The sequence below is a fragment of the Allocatelliglobosispora scoriae genome, from assembly GCF_014204945.1.
GTDB classification, from domain to species: Bacteria; Actinomycetota; Actinomycetes; order Mycobacteriales; family Micromonosporaceae; genus Allocatelliglobosispora; species Allocatelliglobosispora scoriae.
Genome location: NZ_JACHMN010000002.1, coordinates 3680324 through 3705574, shown reverse-complemented (window position 1 = coordinate 3705574; position 25251 = coordinate 3680324). Strand labels below are relative to the sequence as shown.

22 protein-coding genes, 1 tRNA gene and 1 pseudogene are annotated in these 25251 nt (G+C 68.6%); 14 read left to right on the top strand and 10 right to left on the bottom strand.

Annotation, left to right across the window (positions count from 1 at the left end; translation table 11 throughout):
- Positions 1 to 111: 111 nt before the first annotated feature.
- Positions 112 to 2553, top strand: coding sequence for a choice-of-anchor D domain-containing protein (locus F4553_RS22495; RefSeq protein WP_184839005.1), 2442 nt, complete (start codon positions 112 to 114; stop codon positions 2551 to 2553).
- 85 nt (positions 2554 to 2638) lie between these two features.
- On the opposite strand, the gene F4553_RS22490 is transcribed toward F4553_RS22495, so the two are convergent.
- Both F4553_RS22490 and F4553_RS22485 read right to left on the bottom strand, forming a co-directional pair.
- Positions 2639 to 2728, bottom strand: a tRNA-Ser gene (locus F4553_RS22490).
- On the bottom strand, positions 2714 to 3919 hold the full coding sequence (locus tag F4553_RS22485) for an MFS transporter (RefSeq protein WP_221469978.1): 1206 nt from the start codon (positions 3917 to 3919) through the stop codon (positions 2714 to 2716). Before F4553_RS22485 ends, F4553_RS22490 begins: the two co-directional genes overlap by 15 nt.
- 35 nt (positions 3920 to 3954) lie before the next feature.
- On the opposite strand from F4553_RS22485, the gene F4553_RS22480 reads away from it, so the two are divergent.
- Positions 3955 to 4908 (top strand): NAD(P)H-quinone oxidoreductase, encoded by a 954-nt coding sequence (locus tag F4553_RS22480; protein ID WP_184839003.1) that lies wholly within the window; start codon positions 3955 to 3957, stop codon positions 4906 to 4908.
- Here F4553_RS22480 and F4553_RS22475 read toward each other — a convergent pair.
- The gene (locus tag F4553_RS22475) at positions 4868 to 5566 is read right to left on the bottom strand and encodes a glycosyltransferase family 2 protein (RefSeq protein WP_184839001.1); all 699 of its coding nucleotides are present in this window, start codon (positions 5564 to 5566) and stop codon (positions 4868 to 4870) included. The two genes, F4553_RS22480 and F4553_RS22475, sit on opposite strands and share 41 nt — an antisense overlap.
- Positions 5567 to 5724: 158 nt before the next feature.
- On the opposite strand from F4553_RS22475, the pseudogene F4553_RS22470 reads away from it, so the two are divergent.
- The 3 genes and pseudogenes from F4553_RS22470 to F4553_RS22460 all read left to right on the top strand — a co-directional run bounded on the left by F4553_RS22470 (position 5725) and on the right by F4553_RS22460 (position 8317).
- Positions 5725 to 6251 (top strand): annotated as a pseudogene (locus F4553_RS22470) (hypothetical protein).
- A 40-nt stretch (positions 6252 to 6291) separates the two neighbouring features.
- Complete coding sequence (locus tag F4553_RS22465; protein ID WP_184838997.1) at positions 6292 to 6969, top strand: response regulator transcription factor; 678 nt, start codon at positions 6292 to 6294, stop codon at positions 6967 to 6969.
- Positions 6956 to 8317, top strand: coding sequence for a sensor histidine kinase (locus tag F4553_RS22460; RefSeq protein ID WP_184838996.1), 1362 nt, complete (start codon positions 6956 to 6958; stop codon positions 8315 to 8317). The genes F4553_RS22465 and F4553_RS22460 overlap by 14 nt, the downstream gene beginning before the upstream one ends.
- Before the next feature lie 73 nt (positions 8318 to 8390).
- Here F4553_RS22460 and F4553_RS22455 read toward each other — a convergent pair whose 3' ends face one another.
- Both F4553_RS22455 and F4553_RS22450 read right to left on the bottom strand, forming a co-directional pair.
- Complete coding sequence (locus F4553_RS22455; protein ID WP_184838994.1) at positions 8391 to 9341, bottom strand: rhomboid family intramembrane serine protease; 951 nt, start codon at positions 9339 to 9341, stop codon at positions 8391 to 8393.
- Between the two features lie 42 nt (positions 9342 to 9383).
- Entirely contained in the window at positions 9384 to 9908 is a 525-nt protein-coding gene (locus F4553_RS22450; protein ID WP_184838992.1) for a peptidylprolyl isomerase, read from the bottom strand.
- 536 nt (positions 9909 to 10444) lie between these two features.
- Between F4553_RS22450 and F4553_RS22445 the strand changes: the two genes are divergently transcribed.
- Positions 10445 to 10840: a YtxH domain-containing protein gene (locus F4553_RS22445; protein WP_184838990.1), complete on the top strand. Its 396-nt coding sequence runs from the start codon at positions 10445 to 10447 to the stop codon at positions 10838 to 10840.
- A gap of 46 nt (positions 10841 to 10886) precedes the next feature.
- Here the strand turns inward: F4553_RS22445 and F4553_RS22440 are convergent, their stop codons facing one another.
- The 3 genes from F4553_RS22440 to F4553_RS22430 all read right to left on the bottom strand — a co-directional run bounded on the left by F4553_RS22440 (position 10887) and on the right by F4553_RS22430 (position 13867).
- A complete protein-coding gene (locus F4553_RS22440; RefSeq protein WP_184838988.1) occupies positions 10887 to 12014 on the bottom strand; it encodes a magnesium and cobalt transport protein CorA in 1128 nt (375 codons plus the stop codon).
- A gap of 250 nt (positions 12015 to 12264) precedes the next feature.
- Complete coding sequence (locus F4553_RS22435) at positions 12265 to 13377, bottom strand: aminotransferase-like domain-containing protein (RefSeq protein ID WP_184838986.1); 1113 nt, start codon at positions 13375 to 13377, stop codon at positions 12265 to 12267.
- 91 nt (positions 13378 to 13468) lie between these two features.
- On the bottom strand, positions 13469 to 13867 hold the full coding sequence (locus tag F4553_RS22430; protein WP_184841061.1) for a CBS domain-containing protein: 399 nt from the start codon (positions 13865 to 13867) through the stop codon (positions 13469 to 13471).
- A 188-nt stretch (positions 13868 to 14055) separates the two neighbouring features.
- Here F4553_RS22430 and F4553_RS22425 point away from each other — a divergent pair, with 188 nt between their 5' ends.
- The 3 genes from F4553_RS22425 to F4553_RS22415 are packed head-to-tail and all read left to right on the top strand — an operon-like array spanning position 14056 to position 16485.
- A complete protein-coding gene (locus tag F4553_RS22425) occupies positions 14056 to 14787 on the top strand; it encodes a phosphocholine cytidylyltransferase family protein (protein ID WP_184838984.1) in 732 nt (243 codons plus the stop codon).
- Positions 14775 to 15842, top strand: a complete 1068-nt coding sequence (locus F4553_RS22420) for an iron-containing alcohol dehydrogenase family protein (protein WP_184838982.1) — start codon at positions 14775 to 14777, stop codon at positions 15840 to 15842. Before F4553_RS22425 ends, F4553_RS22420 begins: the two co-directional genes overlap by 13 nt.
- Positions 15826 to 16485: a CDP-alcohol phosphatidyltransferase family protein gene (locus F4553_RS22415; RefSeq protein WP_376776242.1), complete on the top strand. Its 660-nt coding sequence runs from the start codon at positions 15826 to 15828 to the stop codon at positions 16483 to 16485. Before F4553_RS22420 ends, F4553_RS22415 begins: the two co-directional genes overlap by 17 nt.
- Before the next feature lie 85 nt (positions 16486 to 16570).
- Here F4553_RS22415 and F4553_RS22410 read toward each other — a convergent pair whose 3' ends face one another.
- On the bottom strand, positions 16571 to 17836 hold the full coding sequence (locus tag F4553_RS22410; RefSeq protein WP_184838980.1) for an MFS transporter: 1266 nt from the start codon (positions 17834 to 17836) through the stop codon (positions 16571 to 16573).
- A gap of 23 nt (positions 17837 to 17859) precedes the next feature.
- On the opposite strand from F4553_RS22410, the gene F4553_RS22405 reads away from it, so the two are divergent.
- Complete coding sequence (locus F4553_RS22405) at positions 17860 to 19023, top strand: glycosyltransferase (protein WP_184838978.1); 1164 nt, start codon at positions 17860 to 17862, stop codon at positions 19021 to 19023.
- Here F4553_RS22405 and F4553_RS22400 read toward each other — a convergent pair.
- Positions 19001 to 20452, bottom strand: coding sequence for an ATP-binding protein (locus tag F4553_RS22400; RefSeq protein WP_221469977.1), 1452 nt, complete (start codon positions 20450 to 20452; stop codon positions 19001 to 19003). The genes F4553_RS22405 and F4553_RS22400 overlap by 23 nt on opposite strands.
- Before the next feature lie 124 nt (positions 20453 to 20576).
- Between F4553_RS22400 and F4553_RS22395 the strand changes: the two genes are divergently transcribed.
- The 4 genes from F4553_RS22395 to F4553_RS22380 all read left to right on the top strand — a co-directional run bounded on the left by F4553_RS22395 (position 20577) and on the right by F4553_RS22380 (position 25098).
- Positions 20577 to 21431, top strand: coding sequence for an Fpg/Nei family DNA glycosylase (locus F4553_RS22395; protein ID WP_184838976.1), 855 nt, complete (start codon positions 20577 to 20579; stop codon positions 21429 to 21431).
- A 94-nt stretch (positions 21432 to 21525) separates the two neighbouring features.
- Positions 21526 to 23154 (top strand): sugar transferase, encoded by a 1629-nt coding sequence (locus tag F4553_RS22390; RefSeq protein ID WP_184838973.1) that lies wholly within the window; start codon positions 21526 to 21528, stop codon positions 23152 to 23154.
- Between the two features lie 4 nt (positions 23155 to 23158).
- Complete coding sequence (locus tag F4553_RS22385; protein ID WP_376776282.1) at positions 23159 to 24343, top strand: sensor histidine kinase; 1185 nt, start codon at positions 23159 to 23161, stop codon at positions 24341 to 24343.
- An 8-nt stretch (positions 24344 to 24351) separates the two neighbouring features.
- Positions 24352 to 25098 (top strand): LytR/AlgR family response regulator transcription factor, encoded by a 747-nt coding sequence (locus tag F4553_RS22380; protein ID WP_184841055.1) that lies wholly within the window; start codon positions 24352 to 24354, stop codon positions 25096 to 25098.
- Positions 25099 to 25251: the final 153 nt, after the last annotated feature.

Genomic DNA, 25251 nt, shown 5'->3' with positions numbered 1-25251 from the left:
CGGCCTCGACGAACGCCCGATTGCCAGTGCCCGATCGCTGCCCTAGGTTCGGAATGATCAAGTAATCACACCACTACCACGGGGGCACTCTTGCGCTTTGTTCGAGGCGCTGTGGCGTCCGCGCTTCTCCTGGCGGTCGCCCTGTTCATCACGCCGACCGCGGCAGCGGCGGCAGCGCCGACGGCGCCCTACACGGCACTCTTCCTCGACGGCAACTATTTGTCGTGGGGGGTGTTCGACGGCCCGAAGACCTTCACTCCGAGCAACGGTTCGACCTTCACCGCCCAGGCGGTGAACGGTGATGGGCTGAGCTTCCGGACCGATCGCGGCACGGATTTCTGGACGCTGGACCTGACGCCGCCGACAGGCGGGTGGACCGCCGGCTCGACCTACGAGCTGCGCGGCACCGCGACGAGCACCTACGCGAAGCTCCACCTCACTCAACAGGGCTCGACCTGCCCCGAGTGGCCCGGATGGGTCACGGTGAAGGAGGTCGTCCGCGATCCGCACAGCAACACCCTGACCGGTCTGGCCGCGGAGTTCGCCATCCAGTGCCAGACCGGCGGCAAGGACCTGCACGGCGAGGTCCGCTGGAACTCCAGCCTGGGTTACGTCGGCGCGGCGATGAGTCTGAACCGCCACACGTTTCCGAACCTGCCCATCGGCACGAGCGCGGCCAAGACGTTCACGGTGACATCGACCGGCAGCAAGCCGATCATCTTCGGGCAGGCGTCGTTCAAGCCCGTCTACGGCACGGCGGACAGCTTCTCGCTGCTCACCGATACCTGCTCGGGCACCACCCTCCCCTACGGCGAGACCTGCTACCTGACCTTTCAAGCGGCCCCGGTCCGGGCTGAGACCGAAACCGCATTCCTCGAGCTGCCGGACAACACCGGCTACGGCAAGCGTCCTGTGGTGGTCCAGGTCACGGGTACCGATCCGCGTACGGTCGACCTGTCGCCGTGGAACTTCACCTGGAACACCGAGTACCTCGGGATGGAGGGCGAACCTCAGACCGTCACCGTGACGGCCAACGGTTCCCTGCCCGTCACCTTCGGCACCGCCTACATGGGTGGCGCCACCCCCGAAGCATTCGTGATCGCGTCCGACGGGTGCTCGGGCAAGACCATCGCCGTCCAGGAGAGCTGCCAGATCTCCATCCGACCGAAACCGACGGCGACGGGCAGCCAGACCGCCACGTTGTTCATCCCCGACAACAGCCTGACCTCGCCGAAGACGGTGCAGATGAGCCTGTGGGGCTACATCGGCGGACACGGCCTGTTCCACCTCACCGAGCCGCAGCGCACCCTCGACACCCGATTCGGCGTCGGTGCCGCAAAGGCTCCGGTCGGGGCGGGCAAGGTGATCCACCTGAAGGTCACCGGGCGAGCGGGAGTGCCGGCGAACGGAGTCGGGGCTGTCGTGCTCAACGTGACGGTCACGGGGGCGACCGCGTCGAGCTTCCTGACCATCTACCCCACGGGAACGACTCGGCCGACGACCTCCGCGCTCAACTTCACCAAGGGCGCAACGATCGCCAACTCCGTCACCGTCGCGGTGAGCGATGACGGCAAGGTGGACATCTACCAGCACAGCGGCAAGACCCAGATCATCGCCGACGTGGTGGGCTACTACGGCAACGGTCCCGACAGATGGGGTCCCACCGGGTTGGGCGGCCAGTACCACCCGGTGAAGCCGCAGCGCCTGCTCGACACCCGAACCGATTGGGGCGTACGCCTGCCGGCCGGTTACTACGCCAACATCCCCTTCAGCTACGGCGCCGGGGTCGACCCCAGCATCCGGGCGGTCGCGGTGAACATCACCGCCGTCAGCCCGACCGGTTCCGGCTACCTCACCGCCTGGACCGGATCGCAGTGGACCCGGCCCGACACGTCGACGTTGAACTTCGCTAAGGGCAGCAATGTGCCCAACTTCGCGATCGTGCCCGTCGTCAACTGCGCGGACTGCGGTCTCGCGACCGGACTGCCGTCCATCGGGGTCTACACCTCGGCGGACACGCATCTGCTCGTGGACATCGTGGGCGTCATCGACGACAGCACACTGCCGGACGGGCTGCGCTTCACACCGCGACCACCGGTACGCATCGCGGACACGCGGTCCGGGCTCGGCGTACCCGACGCTCTGGGCCCCCGCGCGACCGCGACGATCACAGCGCCCGGCTCGCTCGCCACCGGGCCGATGAAGGCGCTGGCTCTGAACGTGACGGCTGTCGCGCCGACGAGCGGCACCTACCTCACCCTGTGGCCGGACGGCATTGACGGGATCGGGCAGCCGACGGTCAGCAATCTCAACCCGGCGGCAGGACAGACGGTGCCCAACGCGGCGATCACCGCGATCGGTCCGGCGAACGCCTTCAATGTCTACAACCACGCTGGGCAGGCGAACGTCCTGGTCGACGTCGTGGGAACCTTCTACCTCTACGTCGGGACCGCCAGCTCCCCCGGCGGGTCCGGGCCGGCCGCCGCGATAGCGGGTCGAGCTCTGTCCAGCATCGATGTGAAGGTCCCTGGAGCCGTCAAGGTGCTCGGCTGAACCCAGCCGCCATGGACGCCTACGAAGAAGGGCCGGTATCCACAGACTGTGGATACCGGCCCTGACCTGCATTTCTGCTGGTCCCTGGCAGAGGGTAAGGGATTCGAACCCTTGAGGGCTTTGAGACCCTAGCGGTTTTCAAGACCGCCGCCATCGGCCACTAGGCGAACCCTCCAGAACTACCCACCAGTGTGCCAGACGTGCGCCCCTCCACCGGAACCGACGGCCTCCGCCGTGTCCAAACGGCAACCGCAGCCATCACAGGGAAGACCGCAGCCACCGCGAACCCCACCCCGAACCCCCGCGCAGCGATCACCGACCCCATCACCGGCCCCGCCACGGCCCCGATCGCGTTCTGCGCCGTGGTGTGGACCCCCAGCGTCCGCCCGGCCCACGACTGCCCCGCGATCTCCGCAGCAGCGGTGAACGTCAGCCCGTTGGTACTCACATTCATGATCGACGCGATGATGACCAGCACGGCCCCCACCGACGTGGGCAGGAACACAGCGGTCGCCAGCAGCGCGGCGCCGTTCGCCAGAGCCAGCCACTTCACCGGCGACAGCCGGTCCCCGATCGCATCGGACCACCGCCCCGCCGCCAACCGGGTCGCGGCCCCGGCGAACCCCGCGATGGCGAAGACCGCCCCGGCCGCCGCCGGTGACCAGCCCCGATAGACGAGGTAGACCGGTCCGAACGCCGCCACGGTGAACTGTCCCACCACGTGCAGAGCCGCCGAGGTGTGGATCCGGTAGAGGATCGGCCGCCGATAGGGATTGACCGAGACCGCCCCCTGCACCTGATGCCGAGGCGGGTCGACGACGAAGAGCACCACCAGCAGGGTGGCCACGAGACAGAGCCCGCCGAGTGAGAGGAACGCCGCGCCGATCCCCCAGGCCGCGGCGACGGGCGGCAGCATGAACCCGGCGATCGTGACTCCGAGCGGGTGCGCGGTCTGCCGCCACGCCATCGCGATGCCCCGGCGCTCCGGCGGGAACCATCCGAGCACGACCCGCCCGCTGGCGGAGACGACGCTGGACGCGGCCGCACCGGCGACCACCAGCACCAACCCGAGCGGCAGCAGCGAGGTGGTCGTGGCGGCGAGGACGGCGAAGACACCGGCGATCCCGAGTCCGATGCTCATGACGAGCCGCTCACCCCACCGGTCGGCGGCAGCACCCCACGCGACCAGCGTGAGCACCATGCCGACGGAGGGTGCGCTGACGATCAGGCCGACCTCGGCGAGATCAAGTCCGAGCGCGGAGCGCAGATCCGGGACGAGGAACGGGATACCGTACATGAACGCCGACCCCGCGGCCTGTGCCGACATCCCCAGGATGAGCATGGTCCAGCGGTTGGCGGCCTTCACGCATCGACAGTAGAGGGAGCCCCTTCGTGCACGCCATGACGAATCCCACCCCCGGCTCGCTCATCTGGGAAGAGGTGCCGGATGCGGCGCCCGCCCCGGGCGAGGTGCTCATCGACGTCGCCGCGGCCGGGATCAACCGGGCGGACCTGCTCCAGGTCGCCGGGAAATACCCACCGCCGAAGGGCGCGTCGCCCTACCCGGGCATGGAGTGCTCCGGCGTGGTGGCGACCGGGTCCGGCCGGTGGCGGGTCGGCGAGGAAGTCTGCGCCCTCCTCCCCGGAGGTGGGTACGCCACCAGCACCGCCGTCGACGCCGAGCACGTGTTGCCGATCCCGAAGGGCGTCAGCCTCATCGATGCGGCGGGCCTGCCCGAGGTGGCCTGCACGGTCTGGTCCAACCTCACGATGGTGGCGGGTCTGCGCGCGGGCGAGACGATCCTGATCCACGGCGGCGGCAGTGGCATCGGCACCTTCGCCATCCAGTACGCCAAGGCCCTCGGCGCCCGGGTGCTGACGACCGCCCGGTCTGAGAAGCATGCGGCGTTGAAAGCGCTCGGTGCCGACGTGACGCTCGATTACCGCACCGATGACTTCACCGGCGTCGGGGCGGATGTGGTGCTCGACATCATGGGTGCGGCGTACCTGGCGAAGAATCTCGCGGCCCTGGCCGGGAACGGCCGGCTGGTGGTGATCGGCATGCAGGGCGGCAGGTCCGCGGAGCTTGACCTGGGGACGCTGCTCGCGAAGCGGGCGAGCGTCTTCGGCACGACGCTGCGCTCGCGGCCGTCGGCGGAGAAGTCGGCGATCGTCGCCGGGGTGGAGCGCGATGTGTGGCCGCTGATCGAGGCGGGCGCGATCCGGCCTGTGATCGACAGGACGATGCCGATGACCGAGGCGAAGGCGGCGCAGGAGGTGGTCGCGAGCAGCGACCACCTCGGAAAGGTCCTGCTTACTTCTTCTTGGGGCGCGGGCGGAAGCGCTCGCGGGTGAGGATCAGCAGGGCCTCGACACCGTCCATCGCGGTGATCTTCTTGCCCTCCTCGCGGGTGCGGGCGTGGTAGCTGATCGGCACCTCGTAGGGGCGCAGCTTGCGGCGCAGCAGCTTGCCGGTGACCTCGGCTTCCATGCCGAAGCCCTTCGACTTGATCCCGAGCGACCGGTAGAGCTCCAGCGGCATCAGCTTGAAGCAGGTCTCCAGGTCGCCGATGTAGGAGTTGTAGAGCACGTTGGCGAAGAGCGTGACGCCCTTGTTGCCCATGACATACCAGAACGAGAAGGCGCTGTGGCCGCCGAAGCTGCGATTGCCATAGACGATCTTGGCCTTGCCGTCCAGCACGGGGACGAGCAGCCGCGGGATGTCCTGGGGGTCGTACTCCAGGTCGGCGTCGAGGATCACCATGTAGTCGCCGGTGGCGGAGGCGACGGCGGTCTTGATCGCCGCGCCCTTGCCCGCGTTGCGCTCGTGGTGGATCGGGCGCAACCGTGGGTCGTCCCAACCGTTGAGGATCTCGGCGGTGGCGTCGGCGCTGCCGTCGTTGACGACGACCAGCTCGATGTCACACGGATAGTCGACGGCGAGGGCCTGCTTCAGCGCCTCGGCGAGCCGTTCTTCTTCGTTGTAGACCGGCATGAGAATGGAAAGCTTCACGGCACGATCTCCACAACGTCGCCGACAAATCGTTGCCCAGCTTAACCCGCTGCCCAACAGGATGCACTTTGACCTCTGCAACCGCTCCTGACTGCTGCCCAACGGCCACTCGGCGAAGGGCCCAGTGTCAAAATGCAAGTTGCGTCGTTGGGATTTTCATGGATGTGTTCTCACGAACGTTCCTCCCCGCAACCTCCGAGGCCGGCCTCACGATGCCGACCGTCAGCAGGCACATGCCCGTTCTGCGCCGCTGCATCGAACACGACGACCCCGCCGTTCTGGTCGCACGCTGTGTGCGCCCGGACCGCCCGCTGGGCCGCGAGTACCTGATGGTGCTCACCTATCGCCGGCTGGTGTTGACCCAGGAGAGCTGGCTCACCCACCGCCTGCGGCTGCACCTCAACACCGAGCTGCGCCACCTGGGCAACGTCGTGTGGCACCCGGACCAGCGCCTCTCCGCCGTCGAGTTCGCAGCGACCGCTGTCGACGGGATCCGGGAGCGGTTCCTGGTCAAGGTCAACCACCCGAAGCAGGTGTGGCACCTCGACGCGCTCTTCAGCCACGTCTTCAAGCCCCGAGTACTCGGCGCGCAGCGCAACGACTCGCTGCTGTCGCCGGTCGGCGCCTTCTAGACCGCACCCCTTTAGGACCAACTCTTCAAGAGTTGCGACGATCTTGGTCTTGACCCCGACACTCCTCGGCCCGGGCTGGCTTAGAGTGTCGGCGTGACCGAGAAGGGGCTCGTCCTCGTCGTCGAGGACGAGCGATCCATCGCCGACCTGGTGCGGCTCTATCTCCAGCGTGACGGCTTCGGCTGCCATATCGAGCACGACGGACTGGCGGGAATCGCAGCGGCACAACGGCTGCGACCCGTCGCGTGCATCCTCGACATCTCCCTGCCCGGCATCGACGGTACGGAGATCTGCCGACGGCTGCGCGCCGCCGGTGACTGGACTCCGGTCATCTTCCTCACCGCCCGCGACGACGAGGTCGACCGGATCGTCGGCCTCGAACTCGGCGCCGACGACTACGTCACCAAACCCTTCAGCCCGCGCGAGCTCGTCGCCCGGCTCAAGGCAGTCCTGCGGCGCAGCGGCACGACCACGGAGCCCGATCGCAGCCGCGCCCTCGGCGGGGTGCACCTCGACCCGTCGACCCGGGTGGTCACCGTCGACGGCACACCCGTTGTGCTGACCGCCACCGAGTTCGATCTGCTCAGCCACCTGATGACCCGGCCCGGTCGGGTCTTCAGCCGGGAGGAGCTGCTCAGCGCGGTCTGGGGTTACGCCTCGCACGCCGGCACCCGTACGGTCGACGTGCACGTGGCCCAGGTGCGGGGCAAGCTCGGCGAGGCGGGCACGATCATCCGGACGGTACGCGGGGTCGGTTATGCCGCCGGCTGAGCGCCGCCGGGGCATGGGGCTGACCGCGAGAGCAGTGCTCGCAGGCGGGCTCGTCGCGCTCATCTCGGTCCTCGTCACCGCCGCGGTCGCGGTGCCGCTCGCGGTCCGGGCATCGGAGGCCCGCGCCCGCGACACCCTCGCCGTCGAGGCGAACCTCGTCGCCGAGCTCCTCAAGAACCGCGTCGACGTCGGCCGGGTCAACGACGAGCAGCGCATCGCCAAGCAGCTCCGCAACGAGGGCACCGGCATCTACATCATCCGCAACGGTGTCGCCGACCGTGCCGGGCTGCCCGCGCACGTGATCCAGCGGGTCACCGGCGGCAGCGAGGTGAGCCAGCGGGCGGCGCTCGTCAACGGCAAGCTCGTCCTCGTCGAGGGGCGCCCGCTCGGCACCGAGGACGGCATCGTGCTCACCGCCGACGCGACGACCGGCGCGGCCAAGGCCGTCTGGCGCAACCTCTGGCTCCCCCTGCTCGCCGGTCTCGCGGCCGGTGTCCTGCTCGGCGCACTGCTCGCGCGCCGCATCGCGAAACCCCTGCGCACGGCGGCGGCCGCGGCGGTCCGGCTCAGATCAGGAGATCGGGGGGTACGCCTGCCCGTCACCTCTCCGCCCGAGGTCGCCGACATCGCCGAGGCGCTCAACCAGCTCAGCAGTGCTCTCGCCACCTCCGAGTCCCGGCAGCGCGAGTTCCTGCTCTCCATCTCCCACGAGCTGAAGACACCGCTGACGACCCTGCGCGGCTATGCCGAGGCGCTCGGGGACGGCGTGGTCCAGGGGACCGAGACCGTCGAGATCGGCAACGTCATGCTCGGCGAGGCGGACCATCTCGGGCGCCTCATCGACGACCTGCTCGCGCTGGCCCGGCTCGACGCGGTGGACTTCCCGCTCACGTTCTCCACGGTCGACCTCACCGTGCTCGCCGAGAACGTCGCGGGCGCGTGGCGGCCCCGGGGGACGGCTCATGGCGTACCCATCAGGGTGGAGTCGCCCGACGGCCCGCTCGTGCTGCGGACCGATGCCGGACGCGTGCGCCAGCTCGTCGACGGCCTGCTGGAGAACGCGCTGCGCGTCACCCCGCCGGGCGCACCGATCGTGGTGGCGGTCTTCGCCCGGGACGGCGCGATGATCGTCGAGGTACGCGACGGCGGCCCCGGCTTCACCGACGACGACCTGGCGGTGGCGTTCGAGCGGGGAGCTCTGCACCAGCGCTACCGCGGCGTCCGCAAGGTCGGCAGCGGCCTGGGTCTGGCGCTGGCAGCCGGTCTCGCCAGGCGCCTGGGCGGCTCGATCACGGCCGGTCACGCCCCCGAGGGCGGCGCCAGATTCACCGTCACCCTGCCGTCGTAGCAGCATGTAGGGCCAACTCTTCAAGAGTCGGCCCTACATGCCCAAGATCGCCGCAACTCTCGAAGAGTTGGTGTTAACCGACGACCGCTGAGTTGATCATCACGGTGCGGGCCACCACCAGGAGCGACAGGACCACGAAGGTGCCGCCTATCACCAGGGCCTGGCGAACGTTGCGGCCCTCCTTGGGCGCGTAGGCGAGGCCGAACCCGACGATCGCACCCGTGATCAGGCCGCCGATGTGCCCGGCGATGGAGATCCCCGGTACGACGAAGGTGACGACCACGTTGATGATGATCACCGGCAGCAGTGACGACGTGTCCCGGCCGACCCGTTTCAGCAGGATGAAGAGCGCGGCGAAGAGGCCGAAGATGGCTCCCGAGGCGCCCGCCGTCGACGTCCACGGCGAGGTGACGAAGTAGGCGGCGACCGAACCGCCCATGCCCGCCAGCAGGTAGAGCGCGAGGAACCGCACCGGCCCGAGTGCCTGCTCGATCACTCGGCCGATCGCCCAGAGCGCCCACATGTTCATCGCCACGTGCAGCAGGCCGTAGTGCAGGAACATCGAGGTGAAGATCCGGTACCACTCGCCCGTCGCGACACCGGAGAGGCTCGAGATCAGGTGCGGACCGTTCTGGTCGGTGTAGATGAAGGGCACCGACGAACCGGGCCGCAGGGCCCCCCACTCGCTGAGGTCGCCCGCCTGGCCGAGGAGGCCGCCCCAGCCGCCACCGGCGATCGTCTTGAGGCTGAGCAGCGCACCGATGAGGAAGATCGCGACGTTGATGCCGATAAGTGCCTTGGTGACGTATCCCTGCGACCCCACCCGGGCATCGCCGCCGAACGCGGTGACCGCCTTGCGCTGGCCGGCCTGCCCCTGCCGCACGCACTCGGGGCACTGGTGGCCGACCGAGGCCGGAATCATGCACTCGGGGCAGATGGGTCGCTCGCACCGCGTACAGGAGAGGTATGTCTCCCGCCCGGGATGGCGGTAACAGACTGGTACCGAGGTGGGGGCAGAAGTCATGCCGACCAGATTAACCGGTCGGCATGACTATCCACGGATACGTCAGGCGCGCTCGATCTCGACCTTCTCGATGATGATCGGCGTCAGCGGGCGGTCGCCCGCGTCGACGTCGGTCTTCGCGATGGCGTTGACGACATCGATCGATGCCTGGTCGGCCACCACGCCGAAGATCGTGTGCTTGAAGTTGAGCCAGCCCGTCGGGCCGACCGTGATGAAGAACTGCGATCCGTTGGTGCCCGGACCGGCGTTGGCCATGGCCAGCAGGTAGGGCTTGTCGAACTGCAGCTCCGGGTGGAACTCGTCGGCGAAGGTGTAGCCGGGGCCGCCCCGGCCGGTGCCGGTCGGGTCACCCGTCTGGATCATGAATCCGTCGATGACACGGTGGAACGGGGTTCCGTCGTAGTACGGGCCCTTGCCGGTCTCGCCGTTGCGCGGGTCCTTGTATTCCTTATTGCCCTCGGCGAGGTCGACGAAGTTGGCGACCGTCTTCGGCGCGTGGTTTCCGAAAAGCTCCAGCCGGATCGGGCCGAGGCTGGTGTGCAGGGTCGCGTAGCGGGCGTCAGCCACTGTGCGCCTCCCGTCGTGAGAAGAGTCGAGTTACCCCCCGATCCTCCCATGCCGCCGTGGACCTATCTTCCCGCAGCCCTCCCTATCGCCACGATTCCCCACGAACCGCTGTTACCCATGAGTCGGATTAGCGTGCTTTGCAGTTCTGGGTGTGGGCTAGCGGAGAAAAGGGCAGTATGTCCGTGGGGACACACCACGGGAGGTGGGTTTTGTTCGGATTCGGGGGGACCCCGGCAAAGACACGGGGCCAGCTCTCAAAAGAGGAGCTGGGAATCGGTTTCGATCACTTGATGCAAGCCGCGGCACACGCCGCCGGCGGCGCGGGTGCTGCGGTCGGTCCGCGGTACCACGCCATGCGCACGGTGGTCGCGCCAACGGCAGGACGGGTGAAGGATGTGGCAAACAACGGCTGGGTCAACACCCGGAGCACCTTCGCGCCGCTCGTAGCGGCTGCCAAGGAAGGTGCTCGTGAGGCTACCGAAGCCGCGCTCAAGGCGAAGGCCGCGGAAGAGAAGCGTTTGAAGAGGGAGCAGGGAATGTCCCGTAAGAAGATCGGCCTGATCGTCGGTGTCCTGGTCGCAGGCGCTGCCGCCGGTGCCGCTGCGGCCCTCGTGGTCCGCCGCCGCCGCGCCAACTCCTGGGAGGAGTTCGACCCGAGCTCCGCGCTGGAGGGCGTCAAGTCGGACGCCGGAGACATGATGGACAAGGTCTCCGACAAGGCCAAGGACCTCAAGGACTCCGCGGTGGACACGGCGAAGGACCTCAAGTCCGGCGCCAAGGACATGGCATCGGACCTCAAGAGCGGCGCGAAGGACATGACATCCGACGCGAAGGGTATGGCGAAGGAGGCTGCGGAGAACTCGAAGGCGATCGCCAACGACCTCACCGACAGCAACTCCTACAGCACCAGCAGCAACAGGCTGCGCGGCTGACGAAGCGGTGATGAGCCCGCGCCCTGGTCGGCGCGGGCAATCATCCTCACAGCCAGCCTGAGCGGCGGAACTGGCGGTAGAGCAGGAATGACGCGCCGACCATGAGGCTGACGGCGAGCGGGTACCCGATCCGCCAGTGGAGTTCCGGCATGAAGTCGAAGTTCATGCCGTAGATCCCGGCGATCGCGGTCCACACCGCCGCTATACCGGCCCAGGCGGCGATCTTGCGCATGTCGTTGTTCTGATCGACGGTGACCTGCGCCAGCCGCGCCTGCAGGATGGAGTTCAGCAGCTCGTCGAAGCCGACGACCTGCTCGACGGTACGCGTGAGGTGGTCCTGCGCGTCCCGGAAGTAGCGCCGCAGCTCCCTGGGGATCTCCGACTGCTCACCGGTGAGGGTCATCATCGGCCGGATCAACGGCACCACCGCCCGCTTGAACTCCACCAGCTCCCGCTTGAGCTGATAGATCTGCTGGATCCGCCCGTGCGACGAGCCGTTGGAGAAGACTGCCTCCTCCAGCGTGTCCAGATCGGACTCCATGCTCTGCGCGACATCCACATAGATGTCGACGACGTGGTCCGTGACCGCGTAGGCGACCGCCCACGGACCGTGCTTGAGCAGGTCCTTGCGCGCCTCCAGGTGCTTGCGCACCGGGGCGAGCGTCGCCGCCTCGCCGTGCCGCACCGAGATCACGAAGTGGTCGCCGATCAGCAGCATCACCTGGCCGGTCTCGACCACGTCGGTGTCGCCGCTGAGCTCCTCGTGCTCCATGTACCGCGCCGAGCGCAGCACCAGGAAGTGCACGTCGCCGAACTGCTCCAGCTTCGCCCGCTGCCCGGCGTTGACCACGTCGGAGACGGCGAGTTCGTGGAGCCCGAAAGCCTCGGCGATATCCCGCATCTGGGTCGCGTAGGGCTCGTGCAGGCCCAGCCAGACGAAGGCGTTGCGGTCCTTGCGGGCTGCGGCCAGGCCTTCCCGGTAATCGATCGTGCCCGGTTGGCGTACGCCGTCGCGGTAGAGCGCGCAGTCGACGATCGCGCTCCGGCCCGGATCGACGTGGGGCTCACCCGACTCGTCGTCCGGGGCCGACCAGATGCGGGAGACCGCCTGCACCGGCCGCCGCCACGCCCGGGAGAACGAGAGTCCCTCGCCATTACGCGCCTCATCCGACATGGGGACAGGTTAAGACAGCGCGAAAATTAAAGCCGGGTGGACCGACCGCAATCGGGGGGGGGTGGGAGCGGTCGATCCACCCGGCAGGGCCCACGCGTGCGATCGTGGGTTCCCTGTGGGGGGCAGGGCAAAGACAATGCGTCGGGCGTATCGCCCGACGCATTGTGAGCCACGAAACACTGTCTTGGGAACGTCTACAGATCTGTCAGATACCTGACACCCGTTTACGCAGCGTTAATACGGTCGATGTCTAGCCCCGGACCGCCGCGATCGCCTCGGCGAGACGCCGCACGCCCTCGTCGATCTGGTCGTCGGTGACCCCCGAGAACGCGAGCCGCAGCGAGTGCTCGCCACCCTCGAGGAGGAAGTCCGAACCCTTCACCACCGCGACACCGTGCTCGATGCCGGCGGGCACGAGCTTGTCCACGTGGACGTCGTCGGGCAGGTCGACCCAGAGGAAGTAGCCGCCGTCAGGCTCGGTGAAGCGCGCGTCGGGCACGTGCCGGCGCAGCGACTCCGCGAGCAGCCTCGCCCGCTCGCCGAGGGCGGCGCTCACGGTCGCGATCGACTTGTCGAGGTCGCCGACGACGCAGAACTGGTAGACGATGCCCTGCGAGACCTGACCGGCCGAGATGTAGAGGCTCGTCGCACGCGCGGCGATCGGATTGATCACGCTGGGCGATGCCACGAGATACCCGATGCGTACGCCAGGGCAGACCGTCTTCGTGAAGGAGCTGGCGTGCACCACGGCCTCGGCGGCGCCGGGCACCGACGGGGCGAGCGACAGCATCGACGGCAGCGCCTCGCCGCGGAACCGGATGTCGATGTAGGGGTCGTCCTCGAAGATCGTGAAGCCGTACTCGGCGGCGAGGCCGAGCAGCTCGTGCCGCTTCTGCAGGCTGAGCGTGACACCCGCGGGGTTCTGGTAGTTCGGGATGATGTGAGCGATCCGGGGCCGGACGCCCGACTCCAGCAGCTTGCGCAGCTCGCCCGTGTCGATGCCGTCGTCGTTGACCGTGACCTGGTGCACCTTGGCCTGCAGCTGCTTGAGCAGGTTGAGCAGCGTCCGATCGTAGGTCGGCTTCTCGACGATCACGTCGTCACCCGGCTTGATCAGGTGCTCGAAGACGAACGCGTCGGCCTGGAGCGAGCCGTTGGTGATCAGGACGTGCTCGACCGGGACGCCGTGCTTCGCCGCGATCCACGCGCGAAGCGGCGGATAGCCGGTGCTCGCACCATAGGGAGTGACGATCGACGAGTCCGTGTCGAAGGCGCGAATCGCGGCGGCCTTCAACCCGGCGATGTCGACGATGTCCACCGATGGTGCACCGCGGGCAAACGTGATGAGCTGTGCGGGGGTCATAGCTGGTCAGCCTACCGATGCGTGAACCGCCGGAACCCCCGACGGGCCGGTGGATTCCGCGATATGGACGTGACCCGCGCTACACCGGGCTCTAGACCGCGGCGCCGGCCTCGGCCCGCCGCTGGGCCCAGACCCGCATGATGTCGCGCACCGAGATGATCCCCAGGACCTCGTCGGAGTCCATGACGACCAGGTGGCGGAAGCCGCCCCGGGACATCGCCATCGCCGCCTCTTCGAGGGACCACTCGGGTGTCGCGTAAACGACGTCCCAGGTGATGTATCCGCTGGCGTGCTCGATGTCCGGATCGACACCGGCGCCGATCGCGTAGAGCATGTCGCGCTCGGTCATGATGCCGACGCCCGCACCGTCGGGGTCCAGGACGATCGCCGACCCCACCCGACGGGCCGACATGAGCTGTGCCACCTGCCGAAGGGTGTGTGTCGGACCGACGATGAGCACGGGTTTCGTCATCGCGTCCTTGACGAGGATTGCGGCCTGCATGGCAAGTGCCCCTTTCGGTCGAAACGTCATTGAAACGAACCGTACGGACATCCTCCCGCCCCTGGAGGCAACTCTCAAGACTTGACATATTTCGGTTTGATCAGGAGCGGGCGCATGGATAGCGGTCCGATCCCCCTGGCTAAGCTGGGCGGACTCTAGCTATCGGGAGATTCATCATGATCGGGCTTGTCCTCGCCGCCGGTGCCGGCCGCCGCCTGCGCCCCTATACCGACACCCTGCCCAAGGCCCTGGTGCCGGTCGACGGCGAGACGACGATCTTGGACATCGCGCTGCGCAACCTCGCCGCGGTCGGGCTCACCGATGTCGCCGTCGTGGTCGGCTACCGGGCCGAGGCCGTCGAGTCCCGGCAGGTCGGCCTGGAGGAGAAGTACGGCGTGAAGCTCACCCTCGTCCACAACGACAAGGCCGAGGAGTGGAACAACGCCTACTCGCTGTGGCTGGCCCGGGACGAGTTCGCCAAGGGTGCCCTGCTCGTCAACGGCGACACCGTCCACCCGGTGAGCGTGGAGAAGACCCTGCTCTCGGCACCCGCCAACGGCATCGTCCTCGCGATCGACGACCAGAAGCGCCTCGCCGACGAGGAGATGAAGGTGATCTTCTCGGCCGACGGGCGCCTGGAGCGGATCACCAAGCTGATGGACCCGGCGACGGCGCACGGTGAGTACATCGGGGCCACGCTGATCCAGCCGGAGGTCGCCGCCGAGCTCGCCGACTCGCTCAAGACGACCTGGGAGCGCGACCCCAACCTCTACTACGAGGACGGCTACCAGGAGTACGCCAACCGCGGCGGCCTCATCACCAAGGCGCCGATCGGTGCCCTCGAATGGGTCGAGGTGGACAACCACGACGACCTGGCGCGGGCACGGGAGATCGCATGCCGCTACTGACGAGGTCCGTGCAGACCCCGCTCAACATCGACGTCCGCCGGGGAGCGATCGCCACCCTGGGTGAGCTGCTCCACGATCGGCGGATCTCGGCGCGGGGCGACGTGGCGGTCGTCGTCGGGCCGGGGCTCGGTGAGCAGATCGCCGCGCTGCTCGCGCCTACGCTGGGCAACGCCGAGATCATCTTCACCACCGGCGGCACCCTGGAGTCGGCGCTGGAGCTCGGCGCCAAGCTGCGCGGGCGCAACATCGACGCGGTCGTCGGCATCGGCGGGGGCAAGACGATCGACACGACGAAATACGCCGCGTCCCGGTACGGGATCCCCATGGTCAGCGTCGCCACCAGCCTGGCGAACGACGGGATCTGCTCACCGACCGCGTCGTTGGATCATGAGGGCGGGCGGGGCTCCTATGGCGTACACATCCCGCTTGCGGCTGTTATCGATCTTGATTTTGTGGAGTCGGGACCCGACTCCCAGAGCCGCGCGGGGATCGGCGAGACCCTGAGCAACCTCAACGCCATCGCCGACTGGGAGCTCGCCGCGCGCGCGATCGGCGAGCCCATCGACGGGATCGCGGTCGCGATGGCGCGGTCCGGTGCCGAGGCCCTGATCAACCATCCGGGGGACCTCGGCGACGACGGGTTCCTGACCGTGCTGGCGGAGTCGCTGATCATGGGCGGCCTCGCGATGGCGGTGAGCGGCACGTCGCGACCCGCGAGCGGCGGCTGCCACGAGATCTCGCACGCGATCGACATCCTCTATCCGGGCGTCGGCTCGCACGGCACGCAGTGCGGGGTGGGTGCGCTCTTCTGCACCTTCCTGCGCGGCGAGGACGCTCGGTTCGCGCAGCTCTCGGCCACGATGCGGCGCCACGAGGTGCCGCGGAGCCCGGCCGATCTGGGCCTGGGGGACGACCAGTTCGCGGAGATCGTGCGCTATGCACCGCGGACGCGGCCCGAGCGTTACACCATTCTCGAGCACATCGGCATAGACCACCTCGCTGAACGCGAGGTTAACGCCATGGTGGCAGACTACGTCGGTGCCATCAATTCGTAGTTTCTATGCGGTGAACCGCGGTGGTGGGCTCTTCTCCGAGGGCGTCAGCCAGTGGATCGGCGCGGTGATCGCCAGCACCGCCGCACGCCTGCGTCTTAAGCCGACCCACCTCACGCTGATCAACCTGGTCATCGGAATCGGCCTCTCCACCGCGGTGGTGCTCCAGGCCGACTCCCTGCCCCGGTGGCTCGGTGCGCTGGCGCTGGTGGGGTGGCAGGCGGCGTACGCGTTCGACTGCGCCGACGGGCAGCTCGCCCGGGTCACCGGTCAGGGCAGCATCGCGGGTGCCCGGATCGACATCATCTGCGACGTCGCCACGCAGATCGCGCTCGTCACCGCGCTCGCCGCCGTCGCCGAGGCACCGGTGTGGCTCGCCGCCGCGTTCGCCGGCACCTGGATGGTCAACCTCGTCACCAGCGTGCTCGCCACCTCCGACAAGGCCGCGTCGATGGTGACCTCGACATCGCTGCCGGTGCGGCTGGTGAAGCTGATCCGCGACTACGGGGCGCTCATCCTCGTCGCCGGGCTGGTGCTGACCTTCGCGCCCCAGTGGATGATCTGGGTGGTCGGCGCGTTCACCGTGATCAACGGCGTGTTCCTGATCGCCAGCATCGCCTTCACCGCCCGCGCCGCCCTCCGCTGACCCGCGCGTCACGTTTTGCAGCAAAGCGTGGCCATTTCGCCAAGCGAGGCCACGCTTTGCTGCAAAACGTGACCGGGGCCGTGGGCTACACCGGGGTGGGGACCGGGGCGGGGGTGAGGGTCGGGGTCGGGTTGTGGTGGAGGTTGCGGACGCTGCGGCTGGCTACCATGCCGGCCACCGCGACGCCGACGATGCCCGCCGCACCGGTGATCGCGGCGACCGGACCGAAGACCGCCGCCGCCGGGCCTGCCGCTACCTGACCAGCGGGGATCGCCACGATCGAGCCGAGCATGTCATAGGAGTAGACCCGCGCCAGCTTGTCCGCAGGCACGTGCTCCTGCATCGTCGTCTCCCACGCGATGCCGAACTGCTCCACGCCGACACCGGCGATGAAGCACGACCCGATCAGCCACAGCGGGTGCGGATGGACCGCCAGGACGACGAGCGGCAGCACCGGCAGCAGCATGCTGACGCAGCCGACGAGGAGCAGGCGCTTCACGCGTACCCACCGGAGTGCGATCACCGCGCCCACGACCATGCCGAGAGTCTCCGCGGCGAGCGCGAGGCCGAAGGCTTTTCGGCCCACGGTGTCCTCGGCGATGACCGGACCGAGTACGCCGAAGGCACCCACCTCGGCCGCGTTGAGGAACATGAAGCCGAGCACCACGACCCAGAGCCAGGTGCGGCCGATGAACTCGCGCCAGCCCACCCGCAGGTCCCGGATCATGCTGCTGCGCTCCCCCGCGACCGGGGCGACCGCCACCGACGGCACCTTGACCAGGGAGAACATGAACGCCGCGACGGCGAAGGTGAGCCCGTCGATGACGAGGCCGATGCCCGGGTTGAAGGCCGCGACGAGGATGCCGCCGGACGACGCACCGATGATCATCGCGGCGTTGGCGCCCATCCGGTTGATCGCGTTGGCGCTCTTGCGCTGATCGGGGTCGATCACCTGGCCGAGCAGCGACGACATCGCCGGGAAGGTGAACGCCGACGCGATGCCGCCGACGGCCGCGCAGGCGGCGAGCAGCGGCACGTTGGCGTTGCCGGTCAGCACCAGCGCGCCCGCGACGATCTGGCACGCGCCCGCGGCGAGCGCCGAGACGACCGTGACCAGGTGCCGGGGCAACCGGTCCGCGACGACGCCGCCGACGAGGATGAAGAGCACGCTCGTCACCGAGCGGGCCGCCACCACGAGCCCCAGTGCCGTGGCCGAATCGGTCAGGTCGAGGACCGCGAAGGCGAGCGCGATCGGCGCGATGCCGTTGCCGAGCATGCTGATCGTGCGGCCGATGACCAGGCGCCGAAACGGCTTGGACCGCAGCGGCGCCAGCGACTCTCCCCAGGTCATCCGTGGAGAGTAACCTCTCCCCGGTGAAGGTCGTGATCGCGCACAACCGCTACCGGTCCGACGCGCCGTCGGGCGAGAACACGATCGTCGATCTCGAGATCGAGCAGCTCGGTGCGGCCGGATTGACGGTAGTGCCGTTCCTGCGGAGCTCCGACGAGATCCCGACCATGTCACGGGGGCAGAGGGCACTGCTGCCCCTCTCCCCGATCTATTCACCGTCGTCGACCGCCGCGCTCGACGCGCTGCTCCGCGAGCACCGCCCGGATGTGCTCCATCTGCACAATCCCTATCCGCTGCTCTCGCCGTGGGTGGTGCGGACCGCGCACAAGCACGGCGTCCCGGTGATCCAGACCGTGCACAACTACCGGCAGGTCTGCGCGCCCGGCGTCTACTTCCGCGACGGGCACGTCTGCACCGACTGCAAGGGCAGGGCGTTCGCGCTGCCGGCGATCACGAACCGCTGCTACCGCGACTCGGCCGCCCAGAGCGCGATCATGGCGACCACGCTCGCCGTGCATCGGGGCACCTGGAAGTCGGTGGACCGCTACATCGCGCTGACCAGCCAGATCGCCGAGCACCTGCGCGACTTCGGCATCCCGGCCGAGCGGATCGTCATCAAGCCCAACGGGATCAACGACCCCGGTCAGCCGACCCCGATCGGCGAGGGCGTGCTCTTCGCCGCCCGCCTCGCGCCGGAGAAGGGCCTCGGGCTGCTGCTGGAGGCCTGGTCGCGGCACCCGGACGGCTCGCTCGGCACGCTGCGCATCGCCGGTGACGGCGAGCAGCGCGGGCTCGCCGAGCAGGCCGCCGCGATCCGGGGCGACGTCGTCTACCTCGGGCCGCTGGACCGGGCCGGGGTCTTCCGCGAGCTGGCCGGCTCGGCGCTGCTCGCGGCGCCGTCGATGTGGCACGACGTGCTGCCGACCAGCATCATCGAGTCCCTCGCCAGCGGGCGCCCGGCGCTCGGCACGACGCTCGGCGGGAGCCCGTTCGTCATCGGCGACGCGGGCTGGACCGCCGAGCCGACCGTCGACGCGTGGGCTGCGGCGCTGCCGGTGGCGGTCAGGGAGGCCGCCAGCCTCGCCGACAAGGCCCGGGCGCGTTACGAGAGCACCTTCCACCCGTCGGTCACCACCGGGCAGCTCGTCGACGTCTACGCCGGGCTCATCGCCGGTAGAGGTCGCTGAGCCCGATCAGCACCGCATCGCCGCGCGCTCCGGCAGCGGTCAGCTCGGCGTCGAACCCGGCACCGCTGAAACACATGAGCTTGACGGCCGAGACGTCGTAGCCCGCGACCGAGAGCAGGTCGCGCGCCCGCTGCAGCCGACCCAGGTGGCGCAGGCCCATGATTCGCTGCCACTTCACCTCGCCCAGCCCCAGCACGGTGCGCTCATGTGCGCCGATGACGGCGACGTCGACCTGGATCTGCGTCTTGTTGCCCGGGTCACCGACCGTCCCGGCCGCGACCTGGCCGGGGATCGCGTTGAAGAGCTCCACCGCGCTACGCAGCGTGTATTCGCGGCAGATCTGCTCGAAATGCGGCCCGACGACCTGCGACAGGAAGCTCTCCCTAGCCAGCGCCCAGGCCTGGTCGGCCATGCCGCGCTCCAGGAAGCTCCAGGTCCGCCGCATGATCGCTTCATAAAAAGTGATCAAAGGCTCATTGATCCGGTACGCCGACCGGCTGGTCCGGAACGCGTCCGGCTCCTTGCTGATGAGGCCGGTGTCCTCCAGCACCGCAAGCGGGTGCCCGATGTGCGTTGACGGCCGTTCCAGGTAGCCGGCGATGCCCCCCCGGCTGGTGTGTCCGGTGGCGATGGCGTTGAGCACCGCGTGATATGTCGCCGCGTCGCGGACCTCGGTCTCCTCGGCGAGCAGGTAGCGCGCCTCCCGGAAGAGCGGGACGGACGGGTTGAGCACCGTGCGAGCGACCCACGCGTGGAAGTCGGTCCGGTCCGACGGCGCATCGGAGTGGACGAACTCATGCCGGTAAGCGGGCGTCCCGCCGACGATGCTGTGCAGCAGGACCGCGAGCTCCGGGTCGTCGGCGCAGCCCCAGAATTCGGCGGCCGTGAGGTAATCCATGGGACGGACCATCAGCTCCAGGCTCGCCCGGCCGCGCAGCGGCGCGGAGCCGGAGAGGATGCCGCCCATCACGGACATGGCGGAACCGCAGATCAGCAGCTTTGCCTGGCTGGAGCGCGCAACGCCGTTGGGGTCCAGCGCCTTCTGCAGCAAAGACGGCAGGACCGGTGCGGCCTTCATCAGGTAGGGGAACTCGTCGATCACGATCAGACGATCCCGGACCACGGCGTAGAGCCGGTCGATCGCCTCGTCCCAAGTCGAGAAGTGGAACTGACCGCCCGCTCCGGCATAGGTCGCCAGCGCCTCGCCGAACCGGCGCAGACCCTGCACCTCGGTGTCGTCGGTCGCCACGAAGTGGAAGCCACCGACCGCGTTGGCAAGCCCGCTGAGCAGGAACGTCTTGCCCTGACGGCGCCGTCCGCTGACGACGCCGAACCTGGCCTGCTCGGTCGGGGCACCGGCAAACCTGGCGAGTGCGGCCCACTCGGCGGTGCGATCGAAGATCTCCGCAGGCTTCGGAATCGCTGTCACGTCATTCACCTTGCCCTTAGAGGCGTACTTCTAAGAACCATACCTCTTAGAGGTACGCCTCTAAGAGGTATGGCTCTACAGAATCGCGGAGGCGGCCGGCACCCGGGTCGGATACGGTGGTCTGGTGCCGGAGTTGCCCGAGGTCGAAGCGCTCGCCGCCTATGTGCGCGAGCGTGCCGTCGGCCGCCAGGTGGAGCGGATCGACCTCTCCGCGATCAGTGCTCTCAAAACCTTCGACCCGCCGCTGAGCGCCGCCTCCGGGCAGCACATCCGCGGTGCGTCCCGGCGGGGCAAGTTCCTCGCGATCGACCTCGACTCCTTCAAGCTCGTCACCCACCTCGCCCGCGCGGGGTGGCTGCACTACCGCGACTCGATGGACAACAAACTGCTCAAACCGGGCAAGGGACCCATCGCGCTGCGCGTGCACCTCGAGGGAGGCGAGGGGTTCGACCTCACCGAGGCGGGTACGCAGAAGAAGCTCGCCGTCTATCTCGTGACCGATCTGCAACAGATCCCGAACGTCGCCACCCTCGGACCGGAACCGCTCGACCTCGACGAGGCTGCCTTCGCGGCGATCCTGAAATCGCAGAAGGGCCAGATCAAGGGGGTCCTGCGGGACCAGCGGACGATCGCGGGCATCGGCAACGCGTACTCGGATGAGATCTTGCACGCGGCGAAGCTCTCGCCCTTCGCGATCTCCAGCAAGCTGACCGAGGAGCAGGTGAGCGCCGTTTACGAGGCGATGCGCTCCCTGCTCACCGACGCGATCGAGCGGTCCGTCGGGCAGAAGGCGGCGGAGCTGAAGTCCGAGAAGCGCGGCGGGATGCGCGTGCATGGCCGTAAAGGTGAACCCTGCCCTGTCTGCGGGGATACGGTTCGTGAAGTCTCATTCGCTGATTCGAGCCTTCAATACTGCCCGACCTGCCAAACAGGCGGGAAGCCACTGGCCGATCGGCGCCTTTCCAAGCTTTTGCGCTAGCAGCGCCTCTTCCCCTGTGCCCAATCGTCGGTATAGTGACCCGGTCCCCAGTCGCCTGCACGGACACGCTGTCGGGTTAACGCAAGTTGATTCGATGATCCGCGTCAGGACAGGTCTGGAGTGGAAGACTGAGCAGGTGGCACGGGAGGACCCGGGTGAGGTGACGACGAGCCTGAAGCAGCCTCCCGTCACTGCGCGCACCAATCCGGTCGACGGCACGCACATAGAGCCTCCTACTGAGGAGCTCCCCCCTGTCGTGCCCAAGAGCAACGGTGTGGCGCGGTCGGCGTTTACCCGCAATCGCCGCCGGCTGGCCCGGTGGCACCGCCCCTATATCGCGCTGCTGGTCGTCGTCGACATCATCTCGGCGCTCGCGGGCAGCTGGACCGCGGTCCAGCTCTTCGAGCAGGCCGACTCCGGTTTCGCGCGATTCCCGATCATCTACTTCAACCTCATCGCCTACGCGATGATGCCGGTCGGCTGGCTGGTCCTGCTCTGGGCAGGTGGCGCCTATGACCGGCGCTCGCTCGGCGTGGGCACCGAGGAGTTCAAGCGCGTCCTGCGCGCCGCGGTGACGGTCACCGCCGGCATCTCGATCCTCGCCCTCGGTTTCAAGATCGACCTTTCGCGCTGGTCCGTCGCGACCGCGGTCTCGGCGACCCTCATCTACATGCTCTTCATGCGGACGGCCGCCCGCCGGGCGCTGCACTCGGTCCGCCGACGCCGGCACCAGGCGACGCACCGGATGCTGCTCACGGGCACGCTGCAGGAGACGATGTTCGTCTACAAGATCGTGACCCGTAGCCCGGCCGCCGGCCTGCACCCGGTCGCGATCCACCTCTCCGACGGCTACGGAGCCGCTCGGCGGACGCAGGCGCCGATCCCGACCTACACGGGCAACGACCTGCTGAAGCTCGCCAACGAGGTCGGCGCCGACACGATCGCGGTCTGCGGATCGTCCGGCAGCGACCCGGGTGAGCTGCGCAGGCTCGCCTGGCAACTGGAGGGCTCCGGCATCGACCTCGTGGTCGCGCCGCAGCTCACCGACATCGCCGGACCGCGCGTGCACATCCGCCCGATCGAGGGCCTGCCGCTGCTGCACGTCGAGGAGCCGACGCTCTCCGGCCTGTCGCTGCTGGCGAAGAACATGATGGACCGCGTCGGCGCCGGTCTCGGGCTGATCGTCCTGACCCCGCTGCTCGCCGTCATCTCGCTGGCGATCCGGATCAACGACCCCGGACCCGTCATGTTCCGCCAGGGCCGGGTCGGTCACGAGGGGCGCACCTTCCGGGTCTGGAAGTTCCGCACGATGTATACCGACGCGGAGGACCGACTCGCCGCCCTGACAGACCAGAACGAGGGCGACGGGATGCTCTTCAAGATCCGCGACGACCCGCGGGTCACTCCGGTCGGCCGGTTCCTGCGGGCCACCTCCCTCGACGAGCTGCCGCAGCTCATCAACGTGCTCAAGGGCGAGATGTCGCTGGTCGGCCCCCGCCCGCTCCCCGCCGACGACGGCGACTTCCTCGGCGACGTGCGCCGCCGGTTGCTCGTCCGGCCGGGCATGACCGGGCTGTGGCAGGTCTCCGGGCGCTCCGACCTCTCCTGGGACGAAGCGGTCCGGCTCGACCTCTACTACGTCGACAACTGGTCGCTGGCTTACGACATCTCGATCCTGTGGCGCACGATCGGCGTCGTGCTCGCCCGCAAGGGCGCCTACTAGGCCGCTGGGCTCGCTGATGCCCACCGCCCTCGCCGTCACGGCCCTCATCGGTGCCCTCGCGGCGGCGATCTGGGCCGTAACCAGCCTGCGCGGGCGCCAGCGGATCGCCACCGAGACGCAGCGGGCGACCTATCAGGTGCTGCACGCGGCCGGGCTCGCCGCCGAACCGCTGCGCGGTGGCCTCACCCCGTCGTCGGCCGCGAAGGCGAGCAAGCTGCTGCGACCGCTCGTCGGATCCACCGGGCTCGCCCTGATCGAGCACGGCACCGTGCTCGCCCTCGACGGGGACGGCGATCATCACGCCGCTCAGTTCACCATCGCCGCCCAGCGGGCCGTCGAGGGTGATCGGGCCACCGTGCTGCGTACCGACGAACTGCCCTGCGAACTGCTCGACTGCCCGGTGCGGGGAGCGGTGATCGTGCCGGTCAGCAGCACCGGCGCGCTCGTCGCCGTCACCGATCAGCACCCCGCACCCGGTCTCGTCCAGGCCGCGCTGGAGACCGGACGCTGGGTCTCGGCGCAGCTCGCCCTCGCCGAGCTCGACGCCTCCCGGGAGCGGCTCGCCCGCGCCGAGGTCCGGGCGTTGCGCGCGCAGATCAGCCCGCACTTCATCTACAACGCGCTCACGGCGATCGCCTCGTTCGTCCGCACCGACCCCGATCGGGCCCGGGAACTGCTGGAGGAGTTCGCGGAGTTCACCCGCTACTCCTTCCGCGCGCACGGGGAGTTCACCACCCTCGCCGAGGAGTTGCGCTCGATCGATCGCTACCTCACGATCGAGCGGGCTCGCTTCGGCGACCGGCTCCAGGTGCGGCTGCGGATCGCACCCGAGGTGCTGCCCGTGACGCTGCCGTTCCTCTGCCTGCAACCGCTGGTCGAGAACGCGGTCCGCCACGGGCTGTCCCGTAAGCCGGGCGTCGGCAACCTGCACATCGAGGCCGAGGACGCCGGCGCCGAGTGCCACATCACGGTGGAGGACGACGGAGTGGGGATGGATCCAGAGGTCATCGGCCCGACCCTGGCGCACTCGGACGACGACGGGCAGCACGTGGGCCTCGCCAACGTCGACGAGCGGTTGCGGGCTGCGTTCGGCGATCAGTTCGGGCTCGTCGTGGAGACCGGCATCGACGCGGGGACCAGGGTCATCCTGCGGATCCCGAAGTTCCATCCGAAGGTACGGGTCACATGACCGTGGATCTGCCGGGGTTCCTTCGCGTACTCGCCGTCGACGACGAACCCCCCGCACTCGACGAGCTCGCCTTCCTGCTGCGCGCCGACAGCCGCATCTCTCGCGTACACACCGCCGGGGACGCCACCGACGCGCTGCGCATCCTGCGCGACCACGAGGTCGAGGCGGTCTTCCTGGACATCCGGATGCCCGGACTCGACGGTCTGGAGCTGGCCCGGGTGCTGCGCCGGTTCGCCGCGCCACCCGCGATCGTCTTCGTCACCGCCTATGACGACGGCGCCGTCGACGCCTTCGACCTGGGCGTGGTCGACTACGTCCGCAAGCCCGTCCGCGCCGACCGCCTGGCCGAGGCGGTCCGCCGAGTCCTGACGAGGCTGCTGCTCCCCAGCCCCGCCGCCCCCGCAGCCCCCGACGACGTCTCGATCCCGGTCGAGCTGGGCGGCGTGACGAAGATGCTCGCCCGCTCCACGGTCCGCTGGGTCGAAGCCCAGGGCGATTACGCCAGGCTGCACACGACGGCCGGCTCCCACCTGGTCCGGGTCTCGCTGGCCACCCTCGCCGAACGATGGGCCGAGGCAGGCTTCGTCCGGATCCACCGCTCCTACGTTGTCCAGTTGAAGCTGATCAACGAACTCCGCCTGACGAACAACGGCTACGTGGTGATCATCGACAACACCGAACTCCCAGTAAGCAGAAGACACACGAGGGACTTAAAGGACCGCCTAGTCCGAGCAGCCAAGCACCACTGGCGGTAAGCCCCCAAATTCGCGTTGATCAAGGGAAGACTCACCATGTGGGGTGCCCGATATGCGGCGAGTCTTCCCTTGATCAACGCGAAATTGGGGGTGGGCCTCTACACAACCTTCACATCGGGGGGACGGGTTCTCCTTATCGCGCGCTTAGAGTCC

Excerpts from the sequence above, each read along its gene's own strand:
- F4553_RS22480 (WP_184839003.1), top strand. The coding sequence starts at position 3,955 with ATGACGAATCCCACCCCCGGCTCGCTCATCTGGGAAGAGGTGCCGGAT.
- F4553_RS22460 (WP_184838996.1), top strand. The coding sequence starts at position 6,956 with ATGCCGCCGGCTGAGCGCCGCCGGGGCATGGGGCTGACCGCGAGAGCA.
- F4553_RS22455 (WP_184838994.1), bottom strand. The coding sequence starts at position 9,341 with ATGACTTCTGCCCCCACCTCGGTACCAGTCTGTTACCGCCATCCCGGG.
- F4553_RS22445 (WP_184838990.1), top strand. The coding sequence starts at position 10,445 with ATGTCCCGTAAGAAGATCGGCCTGATCGTCGGTGTCCTGGTCGCAGGC.
- F4553_RS22440 (WP_184838988.1), bottom strand. The coding sequence starts at position 12,014 with ATGTCGGATGAGGCGCGTAATGGCGAGGGACTCTCGTTCTCCCGGGCG.
- F4553_RS22435 (WP_184838986.1), bottom strand. The coding sequence starts at position 13,377 with ATGACCCCCGCACAGCTCATCACGTTTGCCCGCGGTGCACCATCGGTG.
- F4553_RS22425 (WP_184838984.1), top strand. The coding sequence starts at position 14,056 with ATGATCGGGCTTGTCCTCGCCGCCGGTGCCGGCCGCCGCCTGCGCCCC.
- F4553_RS22420 (WP_184838982.1), top strand. The coding sequence starts at position 14,775 with ATGCCGCTACTGACGAGGTCCGTGCAGACCCCGCTCAACATCGACGTC.
- F4553_RS22410 (WP_184838980.1), bottom strand. The coding sequence starts at position 17,836 with ATGACCTGGGGAGAGTCGCTGGCGCCGCTGCGGTCCAAGCCGTTTCGG.
- F4553_RS22390 (WP_184838973.1), top strand. The coding sequence starts at position 21,526 with ATGATCCGCGTCAGGACAGGTCTGGAGTGGAAGACTGAGCAGGTGGCA.